This is a genomic window from Colwellia aquaemaris (genome assembly GCF_057548755.1).
In genome coordinates, this window is the sequence record NZ_BAAJLV010000002.1 from 76335 (window position 1) to 102896 (window position 26562).

A 26562-nucleotide genomic window follows, 5' to 3' on the forward strand; every position below is an offset into this window, starting at 1 on the left:
AAGCAATTAAATTTTTGGCCTGAATGTTGATAATACTTCGGTATATCAACTTGAAATTTAGGATGAATGACATGACTAACAATATTAAAAAAACAGTATTAATGATGGCCTTAAGTAGCTTAGCAATTGTCGAGTTAGCATTAGTTTATGTAGCAACATTACTTGCTTAATATTAGCTATTTATTTTCAATATAATTGCTTTAAACATTAAAATGGATGGAAAAAGCGAGACTTTTAGTTAAAATTTTATTACAGTGCCGCACTTATATAGAACAACTTGCTTATGGTGAGTAGTAAATAGTGAATAAGTATGACGGTAAGTAAACGCGCGGCAAAAGCGACTGAAGAGTCTTTACATCGCATCTTTACCATTCCTGTAGCTCCTGATTCAACATTAGGGCGAATAGAGAATGAGATATCGCAAAATTTGGCGGGCTTTCTTGGTGAGCACATTGCCGCTACCGAGCAAGCATTAACCGAAATTGAAAAAGATTTTGCCAGTTCAAGTATTCCTGAAGATCCCGCATTTGTTTCTGATCATATGCACCACTTGCTTGATAAGTTAGTATCGCAGTCAGTTCATACCTCGAGTCCAAACTTTATTGGGCACATGACCTCAGCATTGCCTTATTTTATTTTACCTTTATCAAAATTGATGGTTGGGTTAAACCAGAACTTAGTCAAAATTGAAACGTCAAAAGCATTTACGCCAATGGAGCGACAAGTGCTAGGTATGATGCATCGTTTGGTGTATCAAGACGACGAAAACTTTTACCAAGAGTGGATGCACAGTGCTAATCATTCCTTAGGTGCATTTTGCTCAGGCGGTACTATTGCCAACCTTACAGCACTTTGGGTTGCACGCAACAACTTACTTAAGCCACAAGGGAGTTTTCGTGGGGTTGCGCGAGAAGGTTTGTATAGCGCACTAAAGCATTATCAATATGACGGCCTTGCAATTTTAGTGTCTGCTCGAGGTCATTATTCCCTGAAAAAATCTGCTGATGTTTTAGGTATTGGTCAAGAGAGCGTTATTGCTATCCCTACCGATGAAAATAATAAAATTGATTGCCAAAAGCTTAAAGCAAAGTGTCAGCAGCTAGCAGAAGCTAATATTCGGGTATTAAGTATTGTCGGTGTTGCAGGTACCACGGAAACTGGCAATATCGACCCACTTGAGAAAATGGCAGAGATAGCACAACAATACGATGCGCATTTTCATGTGGATGCCGCTTGGGGCGGCGCAACTTTACTATCGAAGAAGTATCGTCCAATGCTAAAAGGCATTGAATTAGCCGACTCAGTTACGATTGATGCCCATAAGCAAATGTATGTACCAATGGGGGCGGGTTTAGTGGTATTTAAAAACCCAGCCTCAGTAGCGGCAATTGAACATCATGCTGAATATATTTTACGTAAAGGTTCAAAAGATTTAGGTAGTCATACTTTAGAGGGCTCACGCCCTGGCATGGCAATGTTGGTTTATGCGGCACTGCACGTGATTAGTCGTCCTGGCTATGAAATGTTAATTAACACCAGTATTGAGAAGGCACATTATTTTGCTGAGCTGATCGAGCAACATGATGACTTTGAATTGGTAACGCAGCCAGAGCTGTGTTTATTAACGTACCGTTATAATCCTGCCGGCGTGCAAAAATTATTGGCTGCTGCAGATGAAAATCAACAAGAAGACATCAATATTTTATTAGATAAACTGACTAAGTTTATACAAAAGCGTCAGCGGGAAAATGGTAAGTCGTTTGTGTCACGTACTCGTATTGAAGTACAAAAGTATCAGGGCCGGAAAACTTTAGTTTTTCGTGTTGTTTTGGCCAACCCACTCACCTCAAAAACAATCTTACAAGATGTACTTGCAGAGCAAACACAATTGGCACAGGAAAGTGAGACGTTTTTGCCAACCTTATTATCATGGGTTAATACTGAGTCAATTAATGAAGCCTAACTTAGCTACACCTTAGCTTTGCAGTAACAAAAAACGAATAACTGAGTTATTCGTTTTTTGTTTTATCAGACTAGGCTATATTTTTTGGATTAATTTATAGGAAAACCTGTAAGTTATCGATTAATCTCGCCTTACCGCAATGTGCAGCGGCAAGAATAACTAACTCTTTATCGTCTTCGCTAGCTGGTTGTAATGTACGGGCATGGCAAATATGAATGTAGTCTGTTTTCATTCCCGCGTTATCAATAAAGCTCGCCGCCTTTTTAGCAAGGCCGATAAAATCACTGTTAGTTTTTATTTCTTGGGCCAACCACTGAATATTCTGGCTAAGTGCTGGCGCAATTTTTTTCTCTTCGTCTGTTAAGTAATTATTACGAGAGCTCAAGGCTAAGCCGCTTTCTTCACGCACAGTTGCTACAGGAATGATTTCAATTGGCATCGACAAGTCTTCAACCATGGTTTGGATAACTTGCACCTGTTGATAATCTTTTAAACCAAAACAAGCGATGTCAGGTTGTACTAAATTGAATAGCTTGCAAACGACCGTTGAAACACCGCGAAAGTGGCCAGGACGACTTTCACCACAGTAACCATCTGAAACATTAGGCACTTCAACGTAACTTTGCTTATCTAAGCCTTTTGGGTAAATAATGTCGGCCGTTGGCGTAAATAATAAATCACAACCAGCAGCTTGCAGTTTTTCTTGGTCGGCAGCCATGGTTCGCGGGTAATTATCGATATCTTCGTTAGCGCCAAATTGCATTGGGTTGACAAAAATACTGGCTACAACTTTATCAGCGACAGATATGGCTTTATCAACCAAAGAAATATGACCTTGATGAAGGTTTCCCATAGTTGGTACAAAGGCTATTTTAAGGCCTTGCTGGCGCCAATCACTAATTGTTGCTCGTAATGCTGAAATGTCTTTTATTGTTTGCATGGTCATAAGATGATTCTATTTCTTTGTGTGAACACAATTACTTAAAAATATGCTCTGGGCCAGGAAAGTTACCGTTACTGACTTCTTCGATATATAACTCGATAGCTTTTTGAATATCGCCGGTATCAATTAAAAAGTTGCGAGAAAATTTAGGCATATAACTACAAGAAATGCCGAGAGCGTCATGCATAACTAATATTTGGCCGTCGGTATCTTTACCTGCGCCAATACCGATAGTTGGAATAGAAACTGCTTCTGTAATTGCTTTACCTAAACCAGCTGGAATGCATTCTAATACTAATAATTGCGCTCCCGCAGCTTCTAGAGCTTTGGCGTTTTCAATCATTTCTTGTGCTTTGTCGCTGTCACGGCCTTGTACTTTAAAACCACCAAAAACATTAACCGACTGCGGCGTTAAACCTAAATGTGCGCAAACTGGAATACCGCGTTCAACTAAGCCTTTTATGGTTGATTCTAACCACTGGCCACCTTCAATTTTAACAATGCTAGCACCTGCTTGCATAAGCTTTGCAGCGTTAATATAAGCTTGTTCAGTTGTTGCGTAACTCATAAACGGCATATCGGCTATAATTAACGTGCTTTCTACGCCGCGCTTAACACATTGGGTATGGTAAGCCATATGTTCAATATCAACAGGGATTGTATCGTCTTGTCCTTGCAGTACCATGCCTAGTGAGTCGCCAATTAAAATAGCGTGAATACCGGCTTGATCGAAAATTTTCGCAAAACTGGCATCATATGCCGTAATGGTGGTAATTTTTTCACCTTGCTGCTTCATTTTTTGTAAAATGGCTGTGGTAATTTTAGCCTTAGTATTAGACATAGTTTGTTCCGTTGTTCATGATGATTCACGAATCATTTATATTTTTAGAGTGGTTATACTAACTTAATTTACTATGAATTTTTAGTCCATTTTTTTCAATCTGGTTAGCCAGTTGTGAAACCTTGCTGCCGTCAGGCAAAATTAGATCAGCAGCAATTTCTGCCAAGGGAAGCAAAACAAATTCGCGCAGTTTCAAGCCATAATGTGGCACAATTAGGCGCTGGATGTTTATGATAAGATCATCGAAAAGTAAAATATCTAAATCTAATATCCGCGCTCCCCAACGATTATCCTTGCGGATTCGGCCAGCGGTGTTTTCTATGTTTTGTAGCTGGTCAAGCAATTGAATAGGACTTAGCTGGGTTTCAATGGCAACGACGGCATTCATATAGTCAGGTTGATCTTGTGGCCCCATTGGTCGACTAAAGTACAAGGAAGATATCGCCGTTACTGAACAATTGGCCAATTGCTTTAATTTGGCTAATGCAGCTATGATTTGTGCTTGTGGATCAGATAAATTACTACCTAAGCCAATATAGGCTAACGACATTATTCTTTACTTCCTGTCGTTTGTGTTCTTGGTTTTCTACGTTTACGTGTACGTCTAGCACCAGTTCTGGCTTGACCAATGCTTTTCACCATCACTTGCTGTGTGTCGCCATTGCTATGTTGAAAATCGCTCCACCATTTTGCTAATTCTTGTAACGCTGTACTTGGCTCGTTTGATACGTTATTGCCACTTTCTATTTCGGCACGTAATAACAAGAAATCGTATGCGGCTCTAAATTTAGGGTGTTCGAGAGTTTTAAATGCACGTTTACCTTCACGGCGTGACAATTTGTCTTGTAAAATCCAAATATCTTTCATTACGGCTTGAAAGCGTTTAGGTATCGCAATACTGCGTTGTTGCTCTGACATCACCTCACTTAAGGCGGCAAAAAAGGCATCTTGTGGGGTTAACTGTGTTTCACTATTTAAGCGCTGTATATGCTCCTGCATTGGATACCATAGCATGGCTGCAAATAAAAAGGCTGGCGTTACACGTTGGTCATTGTTTACACGTTGATCCGTGTTTTTCATTGCTAAACAAATAAAGTCAGCAAGGTATGCTTGAGTTTGTTGATTGAGCTGTTGTTCAACCGCTGGAAAGAAGTATTGGAACAGTTGATAGTCACGCAATTGTTGAAAATTAGCGAGCGCCTTACCCGACATAAATAATTTTAAAAACTCTTCAAACATACGGGCTGGCGGAATATTAGCCATTAAAGGGGCAAGCGAGGTAATAGGTGCTTTGGTATCTTTATGTATGGTCATATCCAGCTTAGTTGCAAAACGAATCGCACGCAGCATTCTCACAGGATCTTCACGATAGCGTGTTTCAGGGTCGCCGATTAAGCGAATTTCTCTGGCTTGAATATCGGCAACACCATTAGCAAAGTCGTATACTTTGAAGTCTTTGGCTGAGTAATAAAGGGCATTAATAGTAAAGTCGCGGCGTTCAGCATCTTCTTCTATGCTGCCATAAATATTGTCGCGCAATAACATGCCATGTTCACTTTGCTTGGAGGTTTTTTGGCAGTTTTTCTCTTCACTTTTTTCGTGATGGCCTCTAAAGGTTGCCACTTCGATAATTTCACGACCAAAGACAATGTGTGCTAAACGAAAGCGGCGGCCAATTAAACGGCAATTTCGAAATAAGGCTTTGATTTGCTCAGGAGTGGCATTAGTGGCGATGTCAAAATCTTTTGGCGCTAAGCCAAGCAGAATGTCGCGCACGCCACCACCAACAAGGTAGGCATCATAGCCACCTTTATTTAAGCGATACAAAACCTTAAGGGCATTGTGACTAATGTGTTTTCTAGATACAGGGTGCTGATCACGAGAAAGAATATTTGGCTGTTCAAATGACGGTAGATTAGTATGGCGTTTTCGTTTTTTGCCGAGCACTTTTTTACACAAGTTGATCACGCTTTTGATAATGTTGAACCTTAAATTTATCATGAAATTTCTCGCGCAATGATATAACAGCGCAAGGAAAAAGAGAATGAAAACAGTGTGAAAAATCGACGTTTATTGGCAAACAAGTGGTTATAAAATTATTTCTGCTACTTTTGGTACTTGCTTTAATGACCAATGTTGTATCGCCCAAGATAAAAGTTCGTCGATACTGGCATCTTTTAATTCACTAGGTGGTTTTTGCCCAAGAAATGATAACGCCGCAATAACCGAAGGAATTGGGTTCTTGGTATCAATCGCAGGGGCATTGTTCTGTTTGCTTAGTTTAAAGCCTAAATCAGTTACCGCTAATGGAAAATGGCCAAACTGTGGCGGCTTATGTTTAAGAATGTGATAGAAACTTAACTGTCTTGCGGTGGGCTCTAATAAATCACAACCGCGTATCACGTGGCTAATGCCTTGGTATATATCGTCAACAACCACAGCAAGTTGGTAAGCAAACAATTTATCTTTGCGCTTTACTATAAAGTCTTCCTTCGCGAGTGCTTTATCGCAATGAACTAAGCCTTGAATTAAGTCGACATATTCACTTATGCCACTGGAGTTAATAACACGGGTAGCGCAATGGCTAGCTTCAAGTTGTAGGGGACGACAATGACCTTGGTAAACGCCACCATCTGCTTTTATTTGTGCGCGTGTACAAGCACAGTGATAGCTTAAGTTTTGCTTTGCAAGATCAGCCAATACAGCTTGATAAAGTTGGGTTTGTTTACTTTGATATAAAACTTCTTCATCCCACAACAAGCCGTAATTTTCTAATGTCGTTAATATTTCAGCACTGGCACCTTTTTTTTCACGAGGTGGATCTATGTCTTCAATTCTAACCAGCCATTTACCTTGGTTATGCTTTGCATCCAAGTAACTGGCAAGTGCTGCAATTAAAGAGCCGAAATGTAATAAACCTGAAGGGGAGGGAGCAAAGCGACCACGATAATCAGTGCTATTGGGTGGTCGCAATGTCTGGCTAACTACCATTATAAATAGAAGTTTAGCCCGCTAATTGACGTTCTTTGATTTCTTGTAATGTTTTACATTCGATACAAAGATCGGCTGTAGGACGCGCTTCTAAGCGGCGAATGCCAATTTCTATACCACATGATTTACAAAAGCCGAATTCGTCTTCTTCAATCAGTTGTAGCGTTTTTTCAATTTTTTTAATGAGCTTACGTTCACGATCACGAGTACGTAGTTCAAGGCTAAACTCTTCTTCTTGAGCCGCGCGGTCTACGGGATCTGGAAAGTTTGCCGCCTCATCTTGCATATGAGATACGGTACGGTCAACTTCTTCGCGAAGTTGATCACGCCAAGCTTCTAGAATTTTTTTAAAGTGTTCTAGTTGCTCATCGTTCATGTATTCTTCGTTAGGCTTTTCAACGTATGGTTCAACGCCAGCTAATGCTAAAATACCTAATGCTTTGTTTTTTGGCATGTTAATTCTCCTAATGCTACTAGACCTAAACTGATGAATAATAGTTACTTCTTGTAACTTCATCGCTTGGTTGCAACTGCCAATCTAAATAGACCTAAAATATCTCACTTGATATTGTGTTAGTCATTATAAAATTCAAGGCTTACTTTATAAAAAACGATGATAAAGTTAAAAATTTTCCAATTACTTAACTTTTTCGCCAAGATAATAAAAATATAAGCAAGCTTTTTTAGCAAGTTTTTAGGTCTCGCGTCAATCATTATTACTGCTAATTATACGAAAGTTATATCGAATTGCTAAAGCTCAACAGGAACTTGTTGTGCCAAAGAAATAATAAAATTGTTGTCGTTGCGAGTAAATTCGGCTTTATATGCGAGTATCTCAACGCCGCGTTGCTTTGCTTCTTTTAGCAGTTGGCTGTACTTTTTATCTATATGTTCAGCAGGTTTAACGCTATGAATACCTGAATGTAATACAGCGAATAATAAAACGGCTCTGTGTCCAGAAGCCACCATTGACATCAATTCTCGTAAGTGTTTTTGTCCGCGCTCTGTAACCGCATCAGGAAAATAGCCTTGCCCTGATTCTAATAAGGTTACGCTTTTTATTTCTATATAAGTTTCTATGCCTTGTTGATCAAAAAGCTTAAAATCGATTTTACTGTTTTCTTCGCCGTATTTTACTTCACGCTTTAGCTCTGAGTGCCCGGTAAACTCTTTGATTAACCCTTGGCTTAGTGCTTCTTCTGCTAGTTGATTTGCTCTTATGGTATTGACGCAAATCCAATGCTTATTTTTTGTGTAGGTTAACTCCCAGCTATTTGGGTACTTGCGCTTTTTATTGTCTGAAGTGCTATACCAAACACTATCGCCAGGAGTGGCACAGCCTGTCATAGCGCCGGTGTTTGCACAATGCATGGTTATTTCATTTTTATTGGCTAAAGTGTCGTCGGTTAATGTGACGTCTGCTAAAAAACGTTTGTAGCGCTTAATCAGCGTGCTGTGCTGTAAAGTAAAGTTCATAGCTTTTATGGTAGATAAATTATGCTTACAGGTTAAATACTTGCTTTGTTGGTGTAAACTGTTGGCAACAAATAATTATGTAAGGTAACCACATGACAAGTTCTGATTTAGCCTCAGTTTCAATAACCTTAACCGAAAACAATCTAACGCAAGGTTGGCAGCAGGGGAAAAGTGTTCAAATCGTTGATGATAATATTGCCATATATATACCTAAAGATTCCGCACATTCGTTAAGAGCAATTCAAGCGGCGGCTCGAAAAATAGAAAAACTTGGTGTAGCGCATGCTACGTTAACTGGTGACAATTGGGACGAAGCAAGTCAATGGGCGTTCGCATTAGGCTTTAGCTGTGTCGGTAAGTTAGAAAGTATTAGCTTTTGCGGTAGCCATACTGTGATTGAAAAGCTAAATCATAAATTGTCGGTTTATGCTTGGAGTCGAGACTTAACTAACCAAACACCTGCTGAGCTTTACCCTTTAAAGTTGGCTGAGTTAGCAACAGATTATATTACACAGTTAGCTCCTGATGCCGTCACAACGCGTCTTATTCAAGGTGAAGATTTAAAGGCCGAACAATGGATGGGCATATATAACGTTGGTAAAGGCAGTGTTAACCCGCCATGTTTATTAGAATTAGACTTTAACCCAAGCAATGATGCCAATGCACCTGTTGCGGCTTGTTTAGTGGGTAAAGGCATTACCTTTGACAGTGGTGGTTACAGTATAAAAACCAGTGCTGGAATGTTCGATATGAAGTGTGATATGGGCGGTGCGACCGTAGTTGCAGGGGCGTTGGCGCTAGCCATTAAACAAGGTTTAACTCAACGGGTTAAATTGTTCCTTTGCTGTGCAGAGAATATGATCAGCAATGATGCTTATAAATTAGGTGATATTATCACTTACAAGAATGGTGTTAGCTGTGAAGTCGCCAATACCGATGCTGAGGGACGTATAGTTCTAGCTGATGGTTTAATGGCGGCAGGTGAAACAGGCGCATCACTTATTATTGATGCGGCCACATTAACTGGCGCTGCTGTAATGGCAACCGGCGGTGATTACTCGGCGCTTTTTGCATTGGATAACAGCGCAGTTGAAAAAGCACAAATGGCGGCAAAAAATAGCGCCGAGCCTGTTTGGCAGTTTCCATTAGAGTCGTGGCATAAAGATAAGTGTCCATCAGTATTTGCGGATACTGCTAATAGCCGAACACAAAAAGGTGGTGGCGCAGGTGGTGCCAGTAACGCTGCAGGTTTCTTGTCTCGCTTTGTGCCGAACGATGGTGCGGGTTGGTTACATTTTGATTTAGCGGCAGCGTATAACGCCGGAGATTCAAGTATGTGGGCGGCCGGAGCAACAGGTTTAGGAATTGCGACTATTGCTGAATTAATTTCAGCGAAATAGTTATTGCTTCACTATATAAAAAAAAGCTGAGTTATTCTCAGCTTTTTTTATTAATATGAAATTAACCGGTTTCAGTTTGCTGGAGAAATTGTTCAAGCCAAGCTTTTGCACTACCTACTTCACTAAAAACGTAAAAGGTAATATTACAAGCCTGATAAATGCGACGGAGTTGTAACTGTTGTATATCGGCGGTACTGCTATCAAGAATAACACTGGCACTGGCAATTAAGCCGTGTTTTACCCGGTACTTATTAACTTTAATTAACGCTTCCTCTGCTTCCGGTGAAAAAACACTATTGCCATGAAAAGAAATTAACAACCCCCAAGGCTGGTTGGCAAACTGCTCGCAAGCTTGATACATGTCATCAACATATTGTTCGGTAACACTGTTATCAAACGGACCAAATGCATCTACCTGCAAAATATTCGATCCAGATGCTATCGAGTATTCACCTTTTAGTGTAATTTCCATTATACAACTCCATTTCAAACGGGGGACAATAAATAACAGGTATTAATGCACTTGCCAAGTAAGCATATTTTTCAAAAATTTCAAATTAAAGTTTAGATAAAAATCAATACTTAGCAAAAATCATTTTTCCGTATTAACTCTGTTGGTTTGACTTTAGCTGCGCTAAGTCGTGATATGGTAAGATATTGCTAATTAGAAAATATTATTAACAATCTAAAGAAAATTATGACGCCCTCGGCTAAAACGTTACCCATAGATAATATTAAAAATGATGTAATTTCAGCGTTAAATAATCACCATACATTACTATTAACAGCGCCGCCAGGAGCAGGTAAATCGACCCGATTACCGTTGTGGCTTTTAGATCTCGATTGCTTATTAAATAAGAAAATTTATTTGTTACAGCCGAGGCGAATTGCTGCTAAGAACATAGCTTGCTATCTAGCAAAGCAACTGGGCGAGCACGTTGGCGAGACCGTAGGTTACCGTTTACGAAATGACAGCAAAGCCTCTAAAAACACACGTTTAGAGGTGATAACCGAAGGCATATTAACGCAAATTATCCAGCAAGATGCTGAGCTTCTAGGTTGCGGACTTATTGTATTTGATGAATTTCATGAGCGTTCACTCAATGCGGATTTAGCCTTTGCATTAACCCGAGATGTACAATTAGGATTACGGGATGATTTAAAGATTTTATTAATGTCGGCAACTTTAGCGACAGAGGAAATTAAAAGTCAATTACCTGATGCCGTTTGTTTGGAAAGTGCCGGACGTAGTTATCCTGTTGACATCAGTTATCAAGCAGCTACAAATGCGCGTTTATGGCGAGAGCACGCATTAAAGGTATTAAAATCACTGATTAATCAGCACCATGGCTCTATTTTAGTCTTTCTGCCGGGAACTGCCGATATTCGATATTTGGCCGACAATTTATTAAATGTTATGCCCGAATCTATGTTGCTATGCCCTTTATATGGTGACTTATCGCTTGCCCAACAGCAACAGGCCATTGCACCAGCACCTAATGGACTTCATAAACTAGTACTTGCAACTAATATTGCCGAAACGAGTTTAACCATTGAGGGGGTGAATTTGGTTATTGACTCAGGCCTAGAAAATGTTGCTATTTATGATAATCAAACCCTAACAAATAAACTAACCCAACGAGCTATTGCTAAAGCTTCGGCAACTCAACGTGCCGGGCGCGCAGGGCGATTACAAGCCGGACAATGCATTCGCCTGTATAGCCGTGATGATTTCCAGCGCAGAAGTGAGCAAAGTGTTAGCGAAATACAGCAAGCTGATTTATTGCCAACATTAATGGAATTGGCGCGTTGGGGCGCTAATGAATGTGAGCAGTTGCCTATGATTGAAATGCCTGATAGAAAACGGGAGCAGCTAGCGTGGCAAGAGTTAATTTCATTAGGGCTACTATCTAATCAGAAACAATTAACTGCAGACGGTAAACTGGTCGCTAGTTTTCCTTGTCATCCTAGATTTGCAAAAATGTTGCTAAAGGCACACTACTTAGAGCAACAACAAGCTATTAGCCACTTGTTATCTTTAGCTTGTTTATTAGCGGTATTACTAGAAGAGCGTGATATTTTCACTGCCGAGCAACGTGTCGATGACTGTGATATTGCGCATCGAGTAATACAACTTTGTCGACAGCCTAAAAAAAGCAATCATCAGCGTATCATTCAACAAGCGCAGCGTTTATTCAAAATAGCGCAGCAACAAGAAAAGCATACTCTATCTGAGCAAGAGTTTTGTCTTGTAAGCACGGAACTACCAGTACAGCATTGCGGCTTAATATTAGTACATGCCTATCCTGAGCGGATAGCAAAACAAAGAAACAATCAAGGCCATTATTTAACGGCTTATGGTAAAGGGGTTGTAGTGAATGAGGCTGATCCACTAGCTGCACAAAGTTATATTATTGCTGCACAATTGTTTCAAAAGCAGCAAGGCTTAACTGTTGCTTTAGCGGCACAATTTAACTTAGCACAAGCTTTGAGTTGGGGCATAGTCAGTACTGAAAGCAAAACACATTTGCAGTTTGATCAACAGCTTAATCGGATTGTTTCAGCAAACCAGCAAGTGCTGGGGGCATTGGTGATTAAAAATGAAAACATAAGCCAAAAAATCCCCGCTGAATTATTAGTTGCCTGTTGGTGTCAGCAAATTAGAAAGAAAGGTTTACATTGGCTAAAGTTTGACGAAAAAACTGAACAGCTATTATTGCGCTGGCGTTGGCTTAATAATACTCAAGCTCATTTAGGCTTACCTAATGTTGATGAGGGGTATTTATTATCTCACTTGGAGCAATGGCTAGGGCCATATTTAACTGCTATTACCAGTAAAGCGCAGCTCGATAAATTAAACTTTTCTGAATTATTGTTTAACCAACTTAGCTATCAGCAACAGCAAACATTTAAACAACTTGCCCCGGTATTTTTTGTTGGCCCAACAGGGCGAAAATGCGCTATTCGATACAGCTTAGAGCGGGCCCCCGTGGTGTCTTTACCTATGCAAGAATTGTATGGTGTCACGGTAACGCCTACTGTTGGCGATTTAAGTAATAACAGCCAAATACCCTTAATTATTGAAATATTGTCGCCAGCTAAACGTCCGATTCAAGTTACTCAAGACTTGGTTGCATTTTGGCAAGGCAGTTATCAAGCCGTACAAAAAGATATGAAAGCCCAGTACCCCAAACACTTCTGGCCAAACGATCCTGCCAATGCCGAGGCAACTCGTAAAACCAAACGTCATTTAAAAGGCTAACGACTAGTTATTTAGCGTAGGGGAAGTGTTTTAGATTGGGTCTGATTAACTACTTAAATGGCGGCTTTTAAAAGCACTAGGGCTGAGGCTAAAATATTGTTTAAAGCAGCGACTAAAATGGCTGGCATTGGTAAAGCCAAGCTCAAAGCAAACTTGGGTTATCTGATACCCCTGCTTGATCATATTAGCTGCTTTGTTTAGTCGTGCTTGTTGTTGATATGCCGCCGGTGTACAACCTAAATGAGCTCTAAATTGCTGGAAAAACTTAGTGCGGCTCATACAAGAAATTTTGCATAACTGTTCGATATCAATACTAGCGGCTAAGTTTTGATTAATAAAGTAAAGCGCAGCATTTAAACCGTTGCAATCAGGTGCTTGCTCACTATGGGAAATGATAAAATCGCGTGTTTGATGACGTAATAACCTCACCGTTAATTCCGATATTGCTAAATCAATCATATAGGTTCTATCTTGATGATTTTCTGTATAAATTTGCACTATTCTATTGAGTAAGGCCTGAGTTTGCGCATTATGGTGGGTGTGGACTAAATGCTGGTGATATTGCCAATGTCCATACGTTGGCTCTAATGGTGTTGATTGCTCTATTCGGTCAACAATGTTTTTGATCCGCTCTAAAGATATTTCAATCGCTAAACAAGTGGTAGGTTGATCAATTTTCGCATCGGGAAAATCAATTTCCACTCCGTGATTCGGCGCCATAACAAAAGATTCATGTGGAAGAAACTCGCTTTCATAGCTTGCAGTGTCGTCATGCATGACTTTTTTACCTGAAACCATGCCACAAAACAGTAATTGATCTGACTTTAATCGTACGCGATTTGCCTGCTCAAAGGTGTCGTAAATGCTCAATTGTGTTTCGGGCCCTGCAAAGCTAATTTTGTTTTCAACCAAAACTTTTGGGTTCTTGCGCTGCTTAACTAATACTTCCTTAATCATTATCACGCCCTTTTATATGTACTGGCAGTCAACTTTTTTGAACTTATTGCATAGTTGAAATTTTTTAATCTACTAAGGTAATAACAATTGACTAAAAATACAACTATAGGAAAGTCTTATGATCTATGCAGCACCAGGCACCGATGGCGCGTTAATACACTTTAAAGCCCGCTATCAAAATTTTATTGGTGGCCAATGGCTTGAACCATGTGAAGGGCAATATTTTGATAACATTAGCCCGGTTAATGGCGAAGTTTTTTGCCAAATTCCACGTTCTACAGAAAAAGATATTGAGCTTGCTCTAGATGCTGCACATAAAGTGAAAGAGCAATGGGGGGCAACGTCTGTAACCGAACGCTCAAACATTTTATTGAAAATCGCTGACAAAATTGAACAAAATATTGAGTATTTAGCTATTGCTGAAACTTGGGATAATGGTAAAGCAGTACGTGAAACCTTAGCTGCTGATATCCCACTGGCGGTTGACCATTTTCGCTATTTTGCTGGTTGCTTACGGGCACAAGAAGGCTCGATAGGGGATTTGGATGAAAATACCGTTTCGTATCATTTTCACGAGCCTTTAGGCGTAGTTGGGCAAATTATTCCATGGAATTTCCCTATTTTGATGGCGGCGTGGAAACTCGCGCCAGCATTGGCTGCGGGTAACTGCGTAGTATTAAAGCCAGCAGAGCAAACACCAGCATCTATTTTAGTATTAGCTGAGTTAATAGGAGATTTATTACCCGCAGGAGCATTAAATATCGTTAATGGTTTTGGTAATGAGGCCGGACAAGCGCTAGCGACTAGTACTCGTATTGCGAAAATCGCCTTTACGGGGTCAACACCGGTTGGTTCACATATTTTAAAATGTGCAGCAGAAAATATTATTCCATCAACAGTTGAACTTGGTGGCAAATCACCGAACATATTTTTTAAAGATGTAATGGATCAGGAAGACGAGTATTTAAGTAAGTGTATTGAAGGCATGGTGTTAGCTTACTTTAATCAAGGTGAAGTTTGTACATGTCCATCGCGGGTCTTTGTTCACGAAGATATCTACCCACAATTTATTGAAAAAGTGATTGAGCGCTCAAAAGCAATTAAACGTGGTAATCCATTAGACACTGATACTATGGTGGGGGCACAAGCTTCGAAAGAGCAGTTTGACAAAATCATGAGTTACATCGCCATTGGCCGTGAAGAAGGTGCTGAAGTATTGTTAGGCGGTGATGTTGAGCAACTTGATAATGAGCAAAAAAATGGCTTTTACATTCAACCGACTTTGCTAAAAGGCACGAATGACATGCGGGTATTTCAAGAAGAAATTTTTGGCCCGGTAATTTCGCTATCGACATTTAAAGATGAAGCCGAAGTGTTGGAGTTGGCAAATAGCTCTGAGTTTGGATTAGGTGCCGGCGTTTGGACTAGGGATATGAATTTAGCCTATCGTATGGGGCGCAAAATTCAAGCAGGTAGAGTCTGGACTAATTGCTATCATATGTATCCTGCACATGCTGCATTTGGCGGTTATAAAAAATCAGGTGTTGGTCGTGAAACCCATAAAATGGCATTAGAGCACTACCAACAAACCAAGAATTTATTAGTAAGTTATGATGTAAATCCACTTGGATTTTTCTAATAGAAAAATTATTAATTAGTGTGCGAATAATAGTGGAAGAACGATCATTTGTGATCGTTCTTTACGTTTAAGACTGTAAAAGAGCGTTAGCTGTTACGGTAAACTTGTTGAGGTTTAAGCGTTATTAAAACTTGCTATAGCGGCCATAGCTTGTGACAAAACATCTTTTTCGCCGTCTAACCAGTGAATTTTAGTGCCGTTACGTTCCAAACGCCTTAGCCAAGTATCTTGCTTTTTAGAAAACTGATGAATGGCTGAATTGAGTTTTTGAAAACAGTCATTTTTGCAAAGCTGCCCTTGTAAATGTTGAGCAATGAAACGATATTCTAGCCCATAAAAATACAGAGTTTCCCAACTGACGCCTTGGCGATGTAATTGCTCTACCTCTTCAATTAAACCTTGCTCCATTCGCGCCTTTAAACGCGCGGTAATGCGCTGGCGTATAGTTTCTCGTGGCCATTTTATCGCAAATATTAGTGGCTTTAATGTGGGGAAGTCATTAACGGTATCTTTTGCTGCCAGCTCGCCTTGAGCAATTTCAATTGCTCTTATTAGACGTTCGCGCTCAATGATATCTGTGGTGTTGTGCAAATTTGGCTTGAGGGTAATTAACTTGTCGACCAAATCTTGATGGGAAAGTGTAGATAAAGATGCTCTTAAGGCTTTATTTTCGGGGACTTCAATCAGTCGATAACCTTTTAAAATAGAATCGACATATAGTGCAGAGCCACCGGCCATAATTGCTAGTTTATTTTTAGTATTGATTGCCTGGTAGGCGCTGAGCACGTCTTTTTGAAAGTCGAAAATACTGTATTCGTAGCCGGGGTCAACAATATCGATAAGGTGATGGTTAATACCTTGATACTCATCGAGATCTTTTCCGCTACCTATATCTAAGCCTCGGTATACTTGTCGAGAATCTGCCGAGATTATTTCGCCATTAAGTAATTTAGCTAAATCGACCGCAAGTTTGGTTTTTCCTGATGCTGTTGAACCTAACACTACCAGCATGTTAAATGCGGACATGACTCACCTAATATATTTGCTTGGAAAATATGCCGTATTATATCGTTAAACAATGGCTGATGCCCGCTTAAGCGGTAAAATTTTCACTAGGGTTATGTTGCTTGCTAGATTAATATACATTCTCATTGGTAAATTATAGATCGGTCTTATTCACGCATGGCTCCAAGAAAAAAGTCTGAAACAAAAACTACACGCTCGACAAAAAAAGCTGCAGGTAAAAAAGTGGCTGATGATGTGCCAAGCCGCATTCGTCGTTTTAGTCGATGGTCATTATTTTTTACCTTAAAAATGATGCTACTGACGATTTTTGTTATTTTTCTCTACAGCATTTATCTAGACAGTAAGGTACGTAATAAATTTGAAGGGCAGCGTTGGCAAATACCGGTACAAGTTTTTGGTCAACACGAAAGCTATCAAGTTGGTAGCCAGCTAAATCTTAACCACCTTAAACAGGCGTTACTAGCTAATCGCTATAAAAAGGTAAGTCGAGTTGCACGACCTGGCGAATTTGCTTTATCAAATAAGCGTGTCATTATTTTTCGCCGTGCCTTTGATTTTGGCGCTGGTATCGAAGATGGAGAAAAAATTACCATAGATGTTGCCAACAACCAAGTTACTGCCTTGCACATAAATGGTGTGAAAGTAGCTGAGGCTGTTCTAGAGCCGCTTTTGCTGGATAGAATTTTACCTGAAAGTAAAGAAGATAGAGTGCTGGTTTCGCTGCAAGCGGTACCGGAAGCACTACTTGATACCTTGCTCTTAGTTGAAGATAGAGACTTTTATTTTCACCATGGCGTTTCGCCATTAGGTATCTTACGCGCTTTATACCAAAATATTAAAGCGGGACGAACGGTACAAGGAGGCAGCACATTAACGCAACAGCTAGTTAAAAACATGTTTTTAACCCGTGATAAAACCTTATGGCGTAAAGCCAATGAAGCGATAATGGCATTGATTTTAGAATATCGCTATAGCAAAGATCAGCTGCTCGAAGCTTATATAAATGAGGTTTATTTAGGGCAACATTATGCAAACGGTATTTATGGCTTTGGCTTAGCTGCGGAGTTTTATTTTGGTAAATCTATTCAATCATTAGATACCGAACAAATGGCGATGCTGATTGCACAAATAAAAGGGCCAAGTTACTACGACCCTTGGCGTTTTCCTGAGCGTACTGTTCAGCGTCGTGATTTAGTTTTACGCTTAATGTATCAGCAGGAAATTATTGATCAGGCAGAGTTTGAGCAGGCAGTAGAGTCACCATTGTCGATCAGACAACATCGTCGCCTTTCGCTACAAAAGTTTCCTGCTTATTTGCAATTAGTAAAAGCAGAGTTATCTCGACATTTATCTGAATATGAACAGCAATCAGGCATTCGTGTATTCACCGGCTTTTCCATTAGCCAACAGTTAGCTTTGCAAGCCAGCATTGATAAAAAAATACCTGAGCTAGAAAAGCAAACTGGCTCAGGGTTACAGGTGGCGATGGTGGTTTCTGACTTTCGTACCGGTAGTGTCCGAGCATTAGTTGGTGGCAAAGAAGCCGGCTATGCAGGTTTTAACCGTGCTTTACACGCCAAGCGACCCATAGGCTCATTAATTAAACCCGCAGTATATTTGGCAGCGTTAGAGCGATACCAGCGTTTTAATTTAGCCAGTTTAATAGAAGATAAGGCGATCACTTTATCGAGTGAAGATGGTCAAGCGTGGTCACCGAAAAATTATGACGGCAAATATCGAGGCCAAGTGCATTTAGTTGATGCATTATCTTCAAGCTTAAATATTCCAACGGTAAACCTAGGGATGGAATTAGGGTTAGACAAGGTTGCACAAGCCATTCACCTGCTGGGTTATTCGGGAGATATTGTTACTCGCCCGTCCATGTTATTAGGTGCACTGAATATGTCACCTATGGAAGTGAGCCAGTTGTACCTGCCGATTGCTAACCGAGGCTCAGCAGAGCAAGCTCATGCCATTGACAAAATTGTTAGTGCCAGTGGGGAAACCTTGTGGCAATTTGAACCGGAACATCAACAACTAATGTCAACGCAGGCTGCGTATTTGCTTGATTATGCACTGACCAAAGTTACCACTTCTGGTACCGCACGCTCTTTAATCTGGCGCTTAAAAAATACCACCTTGGCAGGAAAAACCGGTACGACTAATGAGCAGCGAGATAGCTGGTTTGTTGGCTACGACAATGAGTTATTAGTTACGACTTGGCTTGGCCGAGATGATAACAAACCCACCAAATTGACCGGTAGTAGCGGTGCATTAGTTCTTTTTGCTGACTTTATGAATGAAATTGGCGCTGTTAGTCGAAATTCGGTCTTGCCAGATAGTGTCGCATTAGTGGATTTTGACAATAAAAGTGGTCGTGCCGTTAACCAAGCGTGTGACAATTCACAACAGTTACCTGCTGTTACCAATGGTTTGATTTATGAAAGCCATTGTGAGACAGATCTTAAAAATAAGACTAAAAAGAAATCCTGGTTTGAGAAATTATTTGGTGAGTAATTTATAGTTTATTCAAACAGTAAAGCCAAATTAACATTATTTAAGGGTATTTGAGTTTGAATAAAAGCAATATCAAATCTATGGTTAATAGGTGGCTACATTGACAAGGTTGTTCACTAAAATAGCAAAGGAAGCAAAGCTGCGGTAAAGGAATCATCAAATCTATTACCTAGTTAGAGGAGCAAAATGAAGCATAGGTTGAGTTTTGGTTACTTTACGTTACTTGCTGAAAATATTGTCGAAGTGTGTATTGACGATGGAGTTGAATTGTCATTAGAAATGGTTGAAGAGTGTGATGAATTTTTCAAAGCACATATTTTTGGTGACTTTGGTATGCTAATAAATCGTATTAACAATTATTCTTATAGTTATGAAGCTCAGCTGTCAATAGGCTCTTATCAGGGGTTAAAAGCAATCGCCTTCGTTTATTATAATGATGAGTGCAAAGCACTAGTTGAAGAGTTAAAAGTCGTGCGAGCTTTGGATAATTGGAATAGCAAATTATTTTCAGGTTTAGAGCTAGGTTGGCAACAAGCACTGGCATGGTTAGAGCAAGAGTTACTCGCTGATAACCAACAAGTCGTAAGTAACCTAATTTAGGGGTAATCTAATATTAAGCAAAGAGAGGTTTGTTGAACTTAGATTATTTAGCGTTAAAAAGTTTAAAAAGCAAACCGAAAGGTTTGCTTTTTTTGTGCAATGTAAAATCGACAAGGGACGGACAATTCCTAACAAGCAGTTTTATGTAAATGCCGAGTAACTGGTTAAATGCCTTACAATTCGACGTATTCAAATATTTTAAATACGCGGTTAACACCACCAACATTGCGAGCGATATCGACTGCGATATTTGCTTGAGTTTTGGTCACTAAACCCATTAAGAATACTTCACCATTTTCAGTAACCACTTTTATATTGGTAGCATCTAATTCGTCACTGCCAAATAGTGCAGTTTTTACTTTTGAAGTTAACCAAACATCATTAGTTTTCGTGGTAAATGCTGTGGTATTACTAACACGAATTTGATTGTGCAGTTGTTTAACACCATTGATATTATTAAGTATTTTTATCGCTTGATCACGAAGGTAGCTATTCGGTGCTTGCCCAACAACCAACACACTGCCATTAACACTGACCACTTGTAAATTGGTGTTGTCACTTAACGCATCACTAGCAGCGAGTTTTGCGTGAGCGTCGATTTCTATTTTTTGATCATCAATTTGGTTCCCTAATGATCTATTATCTGTTGCTACACTCGCGCCACCAACAACACCAACAACAGCAGCAGCAACACAGCCTTGCAAAATAGTAGCTACAGCAACAATACCTAACACAGATTTTATTGACATATTAATCCTCAGCTTGTGGGAATAAAGTGGTGTCAATAATGTCACATAAACAATGAATGACGACTAAATGTACTTCTTGGATACGAGCTGTTCGACTTGAAGGTACACGTATTTCAACATCGTTTTCGCCAAGTAGGCCAGCAATGTCGCCGCCGTCACCACCTGTTAACGCAATAATGGGCATATCACGTGAAACCGCTGTTTCAATGGCTTTAATAACATTGCGAGAATTACCGCTAGTTGAGATAGCCAATAAAACATCGCCATTATTACCTAGTGCGCGAACCTGCTTTGAAAATATTTCGTCAAAGTGATAATCGTTACCGATAGAAGTAATTGTTGAGCTGTCAGTCGTTAAAGCAATGGCCGGTAACGGCGGGCGTTCAGTTTCGTAGCGGTTTAATAATTCCGCTGAAAAATGCTGAGCATCGCCTGCTGAGCCGCCATTACCACAGGCTAAAATTTTATTACCGGCAAGTAGGCTTTGCACCATGATCATACCTGCTTGCTCAATAGGGGCAGCCAAAAGTTCGCTTGCGGCAATTTTGGTTTGAATGCTTTCAGTAAAATTGCTTTTTATCCGTTCTAACATGCTGGACGTAACTCCGTTGTATTATTCATTAAAAGGCATTTTTCAGCCATGTAATTTCTGGGTTCGTGATATTGCCTTCTAGCGTAACAACATCGAATCGGCAGGGGGTATTATATTCATTTAACCCTGATTTTTGCAGATAATATGCTGCACATTGCCTAATTTTTTGTTGTTTGTCGACAGAAACTGCCGCAACAGCACCACCAAAGCCAGTGCTTTTCCTATATTTTACTTCAACAAATACCCATGTATTTGCTTCTGTCATGATCAAGTCAAGCTCACCACGGCGATTGTGAAAATTACAGGCTTTAAATATTAGCCCTTGTTCAGTTAGGTATTTTGCTGCTAACTGTTCAGTAATTTTCCCTATATCGACATTAGTTTTGCGACTAGTCCATGGCAATTTCTTGTACCTTATTGCGGTTGTATTTACCCCAAGCCAAACTGCGTTTTAAAATATTGGTTGCACTTAATTGTAGAATGCCCGTTTGACCGTAATGTCTGACATAAGTTTTATTTTTCATGGCAGATATTTTTTCAACTAACGCTAAACTGTCGTAGCCCATGGCAAATATAGCCTGTAAGCTGTCACTGCGGTTTGGCCATAGTTTTTTAGCTTGCGCCGCTAAGGCTTTATTTTGTTGTTTACCCGGTAGTTGCCATGGCATTTCTGTAAAAATAAGCCCTGATAAATCGCGGTGGTCGCTTTTATCGTTTTTAGCACTATGACTCCTCGAGCTAGCATATACTGGGATAATATCAGCAAATGGACTGGTATTAACGTCAATATACGGCTTAAGTAGCTTAGTTTCCAATGGCAAGCCGACAATATAAATCATATCTATATCGCGTCGATTACGTAGTTCATTTTTAAATGAATATTTAATACGACTGTTTAATTCATTGGTACGTTTTTGGCTTAAATCAACACCTAGACTGGCTTTTAATTGATTCTGCATTTTGGCGTCACGATCAAAAAATATGGTTTCAGGCTCCTTACCTGTGATGTGTTGCCATTGCTGACTAAAAGTTTGGGCGATACGACGGCTGGCCTGATCTTGATGACTTAGAATGATAGGCTGTTGATAATTTTGTCGACTTAGTGTTGTCGCTGCTTGTATTGCTTCGTCTTCAGGACGCATTGACAAGGCAACTTGGTGTGGCTTTAAAACTGCGTTGCCCGGCAGATTAAGTAAAAGTGTTGGTACAGAAAGTTCCTGTTGCGACAAGTAGCTATTTACATTCTCTTTAAGTAATGGACCGATCACATAGTCAACGTTTAATTGTTCAAACTGTTCAGATAATTGGGTCATGTCTAAGTTGTTTGAATCAATAAAATGTAATCTAGTAGTGGTGTTTTTGTCATATGCAGCAAGTATACCTTGTTGCGCAACTTTTCCTGCTCGCTCTTGCTTACCAGATAAAGGAATAATAACAGCAATATTATTGATTTCATTGCTTACAAACGTTTCGGTATTTTTTAATTGAGACGCTATGTGCTGTGCGGGGTGGGTGCCAAATTCACGCTGCCATTGGTTTAAATAACGTTGAAACCTAGGAGTGTCGTCGCCAAATTTGTTAGCAAATGAAAGTAGTTTGCTCCAACCCTGAATATTTGGCGCTTGTAATTTTACTAATTGCTGGTGTTGCCATTGCGATAACTGGCAAAATTGTTGCCAAAGAGTGTCGATGTCAGCACTTGTCGCGTTTGAATTTTTTGCAAAAGCTCGTAAGCGAGCATCTAAGGCAATAATTGGCAGCTTTCTTATTTGCTGAATATTGGCCAACGTTTGATAGTAGTCAAAACTGTGGCTGAGTTGACTATTGGCAATGACTTTATTTGCCTTGTCTATTGCTTGATAGGCCATTTCTTCTTGCTGCAGAGCTAGCAAGCTTTTTGCGCTGATTATCAACAATTGGTATTGCTGTATGGGGATTTCTGTTAATGCTAGTGTTTGGTTGGCTAGCCACAAAGCTTTATGGGGGCTAGCTTCTAATAAAAATAAATTACCCGCTTGAATAAAAGTATCTATCGCGCTGTTGTTATCTTGTGTTAATGCTTTAGTTACCAGTTGATTAGCTGTGATTTCTTTATACATACTTTCAGCAACGGTAGCTTTCTGTGTCGTTGCTGTTTGTGTTTTTGTTGGTTTAGTTGTCGAGCAACTTGCCAAACATAGCAAACTTATAACGGTTAGAAGTGTGTTATTTGGTGGTGAAAACCATTTTGTCAGCATCAAAGTTAAGAAATCCGTACTTTTTAAGAGTGCTTTATAATAAACTTCATCCTCTTCAGTCTCAACACAAGTATTTTAATATGTCGGAACAAATTATTCAGCCAAGTACTCTTTATATTGTCGCAACACCAATTGGTAACTTAGCCGATATTAGTCAAAGAGCACTAAACATATTGGAAAATGTTGATGTAATTGCTTGTGAAGATACCCGACATACCCAACGTTTGTTGTCGGCATTTAGTATTAAAAATAAAACGATGTCGATGCATGACCACAATGAGCGACAACGCCAAGAGCAAATTTCATCGTTATTACAGGAAGGGAAAAGTGTCGCTTTAGTATCTGATGCCGGTACACCATTAATTAGTGATCCTGGGTTTCATCTGGTGCGCCATTGTCGTCAACTTGGTCTAGATGTTTCACCAATTCCTGGCGCTTGTGCTGCTATTTCGGCGCTGTCAGTGGCTGGACTTCCGACCGATAGATTTACTTTTGAAGGCTTTTTGCCCTCAAAATCAGGGGCTAGACAAAGTAAATTAAGTGAACTTGCAAGTGAACCTAGAACTATGGTTTTTTATGATGCACCACGCCGCGCCATTGATACCGTAGAAGATATCGTAAAAACCTTAAGTGGCCAGCGTTATGTGGTAATTGCACGTGAACTCACTAAAACCTTTGAAACTATCCATTCTGACAGCGCTGAAAACTTATTGGCTTGGCTACAAGAAGATCCCAACCAGCTTAAAGGGGAAATGGTATTAATCATAGAAGGGTATAAAGTAGACCCCAATGAGATTTCCGCCAATGTTGTTACAACACTGAAATTACTGCTTGCAGAAATGAAGCCAAAAAAAGCCTGTGCAATTGCAGCAGAGATTCATGGTGTAAAAAAGAATGCTTTATATGAATATGCGCTATCTATAAAAGAATCATGAACATAGGTTGGATAGTGCTTGTTGTTCTTTCCAAGTGATGAAATTTCACGTAGAATGCGCCCCGAGTTGACCAGACAATCGCTGCTTCATCGTTGTACTTTCGGGTAGACAGATGAAGGGGAGGAAAGTCCGGGCTCCAACGAGCAGGGTGCCAGGTAACGCCTGGGCGGCGCAAGCCGACGACAAGTGCAGCAGAGAGAAGACCGCCGATGACCGCTTGCGGAACAGGTAAGGCTGAAAGGGTGCGGTAAGAGCGCACCGGATTGCTGGTAACAGTAATTGCAGGGTAAACTCCACCCGGAGCAAGACCAAATAGGGTTTCATATGGCGTGGCTCGCGTTGAAACCGGGTAGGTTGCTTGAGCTATAGAGCGATTTATAGCCTAGACGAATGATTGTCACTTTCTTTTTTCGAAAATGAGAGATACAAAACCCGGCTTATGCGTCAACTCACCAATTTTAGACACCGCTTGCTTTCTTTAAGAAAGCAGGCGGTTTTCTAAACCCTTTCCTGTTAAGTCACCATAATTAAAATACCATTTTAGCTAGCGGTTGAATAATCACCTGCTTGACTTATCTTTTGACGGCACCTGTTTGTCAATTTTACAGTTAAAACTTAATAGTTTTTCAGCTTCTGAGTAAATATTGTTGTTACAAACCGTTAGCTTTAGCTAGCTGTTTTTGCTGAATATGGAATAAGTTTTATATGTTAATAATCATTAAGAAGCGAATAAGAATTATGTATCATACTCTCGACATATAAGTGCAATATCGCTAACAGTTAATGGTTCATTCGTTAACTTACACATAATACCGTCATTATTTTTTTGATTAAATTTACAGTTCTGACAAAGTCCAAAAGCATTACGCCCCGTAACCTGCTGATAATTCTTTAATATATCTTGCATTAAGGAAGCTGTTTCCGCTTGTTTATCATTAGATAACTGTTGAACAGCTTGGGTAAATTTCTCTGGGGGGCAGGTGTCTACTAAAAACTGCTTACCCGCTTCAGTGACTTTCAAATGAGTGATTCGTAAATCATTTTTATCTTTTTCTTTACGAATAAGTGCTTTATTTTCTAGCACTTTTAATGATTGCGATACCGTTCCCTTGGTTAACCCTAGATACTCGGTAACCGCAAGTGTTGTATCTGAATATCGATTGCAGATAGACAGATAATACAAAGCCTCCTGCTGAATAGGTTGTAGCCCTAATCGCTGCCCCTCTGCACGCACTTCTTGCCTAAGTAAATTAGCTAAACGCTCTATTATGTTAAACAGTTTATCATTCATTGGTTAATGGTATCGACTCAAAACATATTTGACAAGTAGATTTTTATTATGATTAAATAATAATGTTTCGAGTCGAAACTAAATTATTGGAGAGTTATAATGAAAAAATCATCATGGTTATTGGTTGCATCTTTAAGCACTGCTCTTATGGCAAGTGGTGCTTATGCTCATGATAAGCATAGCGGGCATATTAAGTCGCCTGAATCACCGACGGTGACAGCTGAATTTGACATAGTGCACGCTAAAGTGATCACACAAGGTTCACATCTTGTTTTTCAGCAAGCAGTGAAAGGTAAAGTCGGAAAAAAAGTGCCAGACACCAAAGGTAGCCTTGCTGGCGCTGAAGTGTATAGCTATGTTTGGCCGACATCTTTAAATAGCTCAACGGTTGGCTTTGAGGCTGATCAAGGCATTCTTGCTCTGGCTTTAACTATTCACCCAGATTTTGACGATACACCGCTTTATGATGAAGATAATGATGGGAACAAAACTAACGATGGTGACAAGTGGCATAGCCATTGGGTTGTTCTAGTTCCTGATGATGCTTGTGGAAATGGCGCACTTAAGGTGAAAGATATTGCTGAAGGAACAAACCCTAAGTTGCCTAAAACCTGGCCAGAATTGCCGATTTTTATTGATAGTCCCGGCTTTGATTTTTCATTAGCTGGGTCAGAAGTTTTGGTTAGAGTACCTTTGTCGGCAGTTGGCTTTAGTAATACTTTTTCTTTTGATGGTGTTACTGCTGGCTTAAAGGTAAATCAGCAAGTACATGCACCGTTATTATGTGTCGCTGATGTATTCGATGTTGCTTCAGGCGACTTAAGTTTACCTGGCAAAAGTCAATAATTTTCGGAGAAGGTAATGAAAATCCATGTTTATGATACCCATGTACATACTGAAGCAGGTGAGTATATTCACTTTGACGTATTGGTGAATGATGAAAACGTTAACCATGTGAAAAAATATGCTAGTGACTACCTTATTAGTTTGGGCATAAAGTCAGAACATATAAAACAAGGCCGATGTAATTTTTGTCATAGTGAAATTGCTAACCCTGAAGTGATAGAAAATATTATCAGTCATGGCCATAGTATCATTCGCCTGTAATTATACTTTTCCAATACAGACAATATTTGTGATTAA

The 26562-nt window shown here is 39.8% G+C and carries 24 protein-coding genes and 1 other RNA gene; 10 read left to right on the forward strand and 15 right to left on the reverse strand.

Going from position 1 to position 26562, the window contains the following annotated elements; all coding sequences use genetic code 11:
* Positions 1-310: 310 nt before the first annotated feature.
* Complete coding sequence (gene panP, locus AC27HL_RS06700; protein WP_487080025.1) at positions 311-1963, forward strand: pyridoxal-dependent aspartate 1-decarboxylase PanP; 1653 nt, start codon at positions 311-313, stop codon at positions 1961-1963.
* A gap of 94 nt (positions 1964-2057) precedes the next feature.
* Here panP and panC read toward each other — a convergent pair whose 3' ends face one another.
* From panC to sfsA, 7 genes are all read right to left on the reverse strand, one after another.
* Positions 2058-2903 (reverse strand): pantoate--beta-alanine ligase, encoded by an 846-nt coding sequence (panC, locus tag AC27HL_RS06705; RefSeq protein ID WP_487080746.1) that lies wholly within the window; start codon positions 2901-2903, stop codon positions 2058-2060.
* A gap of 37 nt (positions 2904-2940) precedes the next feature.
* Complete coding sequence (gene panB / locus AC27HL_RS06710; RefSeq protein WP_487080026.1) at positions 2941-3747, reverse strand: 3-methyl-2-oxobutanoate hydroxymethyltransferase; 807 nt, start codon at positions 3745-3747, stop codon at positions 2941-2943.
* A gap of 58 nt (positions 3748-3805) precedes the next feature.
* Positions 3806-4297 carry a 2-amino-4-hydroxy-6-hydroxymethyldihydropteridine diphosphokinase gene (gene folK, locus AC27HL_RS06715; protein ID WP_487080027.1) on the reverse strand — a complete coding sequence of 164 codons (492 nt, stop codon included), beginning with the start codon at positions 4295-4297 and terminating at the stop codon, positions 3806-3808.
* Positions 4297-5748 (reverse strand): polynucleotide adenylyltransferase PcnB, encoded by a 1452-nt coding sequence (pcnB, locus tag AC27HL_RS06720; protein ID WP_487080028.1) that lies wholly within the window; start codon positions 5746-5748, stop codon positions 4297-4299. The genes folK and pcnB overlap by 1 nt, the downstream gene beginning before the upstream one ends.
* 87 nt (positions 5749-5835) lie before the next feature.
* On the reverse strand, positions 5836-6738 hold the full coding sequence (gluQRS, locus tag AC27HL_RS06725) for a tRNA glutamyl-Q(34) synthetase GluQRS (protein ID WP_487080030.1): 903 nt from the start codon (positions 6736-6738) through the stop codon (positions 5836-5838).
* A 13-nt stretch (positions 6739-6751) separates the two neighbouring features.
* A complete protein-coding gene (gene dksA, locus AC27HL_RS06730; protein ID WP_487080032.1) occupies positions 6752-7192 on the reverse strand; it encodes an RNA polymerase-binding protein DksA in 441 nt (146 codons plus the stop codon).
* Between the two features lie 296 nt (positions 7193-7488).
* The gene (gene sfsA / locus AC27HL_RS06735) at positions 7489-8214 is read right to left on the reverse strand and encodes a DNA/RNA nuclease SfsA (RefSeq protein ID WP_487080034.1); all 726 of its coding nucleotides are present in this window, start codon (positions 8212-8214) and stop codon (positions 7489-7491) included.
* A 92-nt stretch (positions 8215-8306) separates the two neighbouring features.
* Here sfsA and pepB point away from each other — a divergent pair, with 92 nt between their 5' ends.
* On the forward strand, positions 8307-9614 hold the full coding sequence (gene pepB, locus AC27HL_RS06740) for an aminopeptidase PepB (RefSeq protein WP_487080035.1): 1308 nt from the start codon (positions 8307-8309) through the stop codon (positions 9612-9614).
* A gap of 61 nt (positions 9615-9675) precedes the next feature.
* Here pepB and AC27HL_RS06745 read toward each other — a convergent pair whose 3' ends face one another.
* The gene (locus AC27HL_RS06745; RefSeq protein ID WP_487080037.1) at positions 9676-10086 is read right to left on the reverse strand and encodes a hypothetical protein; all 411 of its coding nucleotides are present in this window, start codon (positions 10084-10086) and stop codon (positions 9676-9678) included.
* Positions 10087-10311: 225 nt separating this feature from the next.
* Here AC27HL_RS06745 and hrpB point away from each other — a divergent pair, with 225 nt between their 5' ends.
* Entirely contained in the window at positions 10312-12876 is a 2565-nt protein-coding gene (gene hrpB, locus AC27HL_RS06750) for an ATP-dependent helicase HrpB (RefSeq protein WP_487080039.1), read from the forward strand.
* Positions 12877-12921: 45 nt separating this feature from the next.
* Here hrpB and AC27HL_RS06755 read toward each other — a convergent pair whose 3' ends face one another.
* Positions 12922-13833, reverse strand: a complete 912-nt coding sequence (locus tag AC27HL_RS06755) for a helix-turn-helix domain-containing protein (RefSeq protein WP_487080041.1) — start codon at positions 13831-13833, stop codon at positions 12922-12924.
* Between the two features lie 118 nt (positions 13834-13951).
* On the opposite strand from AC27HL_RS06755, the gene exaC reads away from it, so the two are divergent.
* Entirely contained in the window at positions 13952-15472 is a 1521-nt protein-coding gene (gene exaC / locus AC27HL_RS06760) for an acetaldehyde dehydrogenase ExaC (protein ID WP_487080043.1), read from the forward strand.
* Positions 15473-15586: 114 nt separating this feature from the next.
* Here the strand turns inward: exaC and miaA are convergent, their stop codons facing one another.
* Positions 15587-16498 (reverse strand): tRNA (adenosine(37)-N6)-dimethylallyltransferase MiaA, encoded by a 912-nt coding sequence (gene miaA, locus AC27HL_RS06765; protein ID WP_487080044.1) that lies wholly within the window; start codon positions 16496-16498, stop codon positions 15587-15589.
* A 156-nt stretch (positions 16499-16654) separates the two neighbouring features.
* Here miaA and mrcB point away from each other — a divergent pair, with 156 nt between their 5' ends.
* Both mrcB and AC27HL_RS06775 read left to right on the forward strand, forming a co-directional pair.
* Positions 16655-19015 (forward strand): penicillin-binding protein 1B, encoded by a 2361-nt coding sequence (gene mrcB / locus AC27HL_RS06770; protein ID WP_487080046.1) that lies wholly within the window; start codon positions 16655-16657, stop codon positions 19013-19015.
* Between the two features lie 186 nt (positions 19016-19201).
* Positions 19202-19615, forward strand: coding sequence for a hypothetical protein (locus AC27HL_RS06775; RefSeq protein WP_487080048.1), 414 nt, complete (start codon positions 19202-19204; stop codon positions 19613-19615).
* Between the two features lie 173 nt (positions 19616-19788).
* On the opposite strand, the gene dolP is transcribed toward AC27HL_RS06775, so the two are convergent.
* The 4 genes from dolP to AC27HL_RS06795 are packed head-to-tail and all read right to left on the reverse strand — an operon-like array spanning position 19789 to position 23193.
* Positions 19789-20364, reverse strand: coding sequence for a division/outer membrane stress-associated lipid-binding lipoprotein (gene dolP, locus AC27HL_RS06780; RefSeq protein ID WP_487080049.1), 576 nt, complete (start codon positions 20362-20364; stop codon positions 19789-19791).
* A 1-nt stretch (position 20365) separates the two neighbouring features.
* Positions 20366-20956, reverse strand: a complete 591-nt coding sequence (locus AC27HL_RS06785) for a phosphoheptose isomerase (protein ID WP_487080051.1) — start codon at positions 20954-20956, stop codon at positions 20366-20368.
* A gap of 28 nt (positions 20957-20984) precedes the next feature.
* Complete coding sequence (locus AC27HL_RS06790) at positions 20985-21359, reverse strand: YraN family protein (RefSeq protein ID WP_487080053.1); 375 nt, start codon at positions 21357-21359, stop codon at positions 20985-20987.
* On the reverse strand, positions 21346-23193 hold the full coding sequence (locus AC27HL_RS06795; protein ID WP_487080055.1) for a penicillin-binding protein activator: 1848 nt from the start codon (positions 23191-23193) through the stop codon (positions 21346-21348). Before AC27HL_RS06795 ends, AC27HL_RS06790 begins: the two co-directional genes overlap by 14 nt.
* 80 nt (positions 23194-23273) lie before the next feature.
* Between AC27HL_RS06795 and rsmI the strand changes: the two genes are divergently transcribed.
* Both rsmI and rnpB read left to right on the forward strand, forming a co-directional pair.
* Complete coding sequence (rsmI, locus tag AC27HL_RS06800) at positions 23274-24128, forward strand: 16S rRNA (cytidine(1402)-2'-O)-methyltransferase (RefSeq protein WP_487080057.1); 855 nt, start codon at positions 23274-23276, stop codon at positions 24126-24128.
* Between the two features lie 62 nt (positions 24129-24190).
* An RNA gene (rnpB, locus tag AC27HL_RS06805) (RNase P RNA component class A) lies at positions 24191-24584 on the forward strand.
* 280 nt (positions 24585-24864) lie between these two features.
* On the opposite strand, the gene AC27HL_RS06810 is transcribed toward rnpB, so the two are convergent.
* Positions 24865-25419: a MarR family winged helix-turn-helix transcriptional regulator gene (locus AC27HL_RS06810; RefSeq protein ID WP_487080058.1), complete on the reverse strand. Its 555-nt coding sequence runs from the start codon at positions 25417-25419 to the stop codon at positions 24865-24867.
* A gap of 99 nt (positions 25420-25518) precedes the next feature.
* On the opposite strand from AC27HL_RS06810, the gene AC27HL_RS06815 reads away from it, so the two are divergent.
* Entirely contained in the window at positions 25519-26265 is a 747-nt protein-coding gene (locus AC27HL_RS06815) for a hypothetical protein (RefSeq protein WP_487080060.1), read from the forward strand.
* A 15-nt stretch (positions 26266-26280) separates the two neighbouring features.
* Positions 26281-26526, forward strand: a complete 246-nt coding sequence (locus AC27HL_RS06820) for a DUF2024 family protein (RefSeq protein WP_487080062.1) — start codon at positions 26281-26283, stop codon at positions 26524-26526.
* Positions 26527-26562: the final 36 nt, after the last annotated feature.

What these genes read in the sequence shown, in the direction of transcription:
- rsmI (WP_487080057.1), top strand. Translation starts at nt 23,274, where the DNA reads ATGTCGGAACAAATTATTCAGCCAAGTACTCTTTATATTGTCGCAACA.
- AC27HL_RS06815 (WP_487080060.1), top strand. Translation starts at nt 25,519, where the DNA reads ATGAAAAAATCATCATGGTTATTGGTTGCATCTTTAAGCACTGCTCTT.
- hrpB (WP_487080039.1), top strand. Translation starts at nt 10,312, where the DNA reads ATGACGCCCTCGGCTAAAACGTTACCCATAGATAATATTAAAAATGAT.
- AC27HL_RS06755 (WP_487080041.1), bottom strand. Translation starts at nt 13,833, where the DNA reads ATGATTAAGGAAGTATTAGTTAAGCAGCGCAAGAACCCAAAAGTTTTG.
- panC (WP_487080746.1), bottom strand. Translation starts at nt 2,903, where the DNA reads ATGCAAACAATAAAAGACATTTCAGCATTACGAGCAACAATTAGTGAT.
- pepB (WP_487080035.1), top strand. Translation starts at nt 8,307, where the DNA reads ATGACAAGTTCTGATTTAGCCTCAGTTTCAATAACCTTAACCGAAAAC.
- pcnB (WP_487080028.1), bottom strand. Translation starts at nt 5,748, where the DNA reads ATGATAAATTTAAGGTTCAACATTATCAAAAGCGTGATCAACTTGTGT.
- folK (WP_487080027.1), bottom strand. Translation starts at nt 4,297, where the DNA reads ATGTCGTTAGCCTATATTGGCTTAGGTAGTAATTTATCTGATCCACAA.
- panB (WP_487080026.1), bottom strand. Translation starts at nt 3,747, where the DNA reads ATGTCTAATACTAAGGCTAAAATTACCACAGCCATTTTACAAAAAATG.
- gluQRS (WP_487080030.1), bottom strand. Translation starts at nt 6,738, where the DNA reads ATGGTAGTTAGCCAGACATTGCGACCACCCAATAGCACTGATTATCGT.
- panP (WP_487080025.1), top strand. Translation starts at nt 311, where the DNA reads ATGACGGTAAGTAAACGCGCGGCAAAAGCGACTGAAGAGTCTTTACAT.
- AC27HL_RS06810 (WP_487080058.1), bottom strand. Translation starts at nt 25,419, where the DNA reads ATGAATGATAAACTGTTTAACATAATAGAGCGTTTAGCTAATTTACTT.
- dolP (WP_487080049.1), bottom strand. Translation starts at nt 20,364, where the DNA reads ATGTCAATAAAATCTGTGTTAGGTATTGTTGCTGTAGCTACTATTTTG.
- AC27HL_RS06795 (WP_487080055.1), bottom strand. Translation starts at nt 23,193, where the DNA reads ATGCTGACAAAATGGTTTTCACCACCAAATAACACACTTCTAACCGTT.
- AC27HL_RS06785 (WP_487080051.1), bottom strand. Translation starts at nt 20,956, where the DNA reads ATGTTAGAACGGATAAAAAGCAATTTTACTGAAAGCATTCAAACCAAA.
- AC27HL_RS06775 (WP_487080048.1), top strand. Translation starts at nt 19,202, where the DNA reads ATGAAGCATAGGTTGAGTTTTGGTTACTTTACGTTACTTGCTGAAAAT.
- dksA (WP_487080032.1), bottom strand. Translation starts at nt 7,192, where the DNA reads ATGCCAAAAAACAAAGCATTAGGTATTTTAGCATTAGCTGGCGTTGAA.
- sfsA (WP_487080034.1), bottom strand. Translation starts at nt 8,214, where the DNA reads ATGAACTTTACTTTACAGCACAGCACGCTGATTAAGCGCTACAAACGT.
- AC27HL_RS06745 (WP_487080037.1), bottom strand. Translation starts at nt 10,086, where the DNA reads ATGGAAATTACACTAAAAGGTGAATACTCGATAGCATCTGGATCGAAT.
- mrcB (WP_487080046.1), top strand. Translation starts at nt 16,655, where the DNA reads ATGGCTCCAAGAAAAAAGTCTGAAACAAAAACTACACGCTCGACAAAA.
- exaC (WP_487080043.1), top strand. Translation starts at nt 13,952, where the DNA reads ATGATCTATGCAGCACCAGGCACCGATGGCGCGTTAATACACTTTAAA.
- miaA (WP_487080044.1), bottom strand. Translation starts at nt 16,498, where the DNA reads ATGTCCGCATTTAACATGCTGGTAGTGTTAGGTTCAACAGCATCAGGA.
- AC27HL_RS06820 (WP_487080062.1), top strand. Translation starts at nt 26,281, where the DNA reads ATGAAAATCCATGTTTATGATACCCATGTACATACTGAAGCAGGTGAG.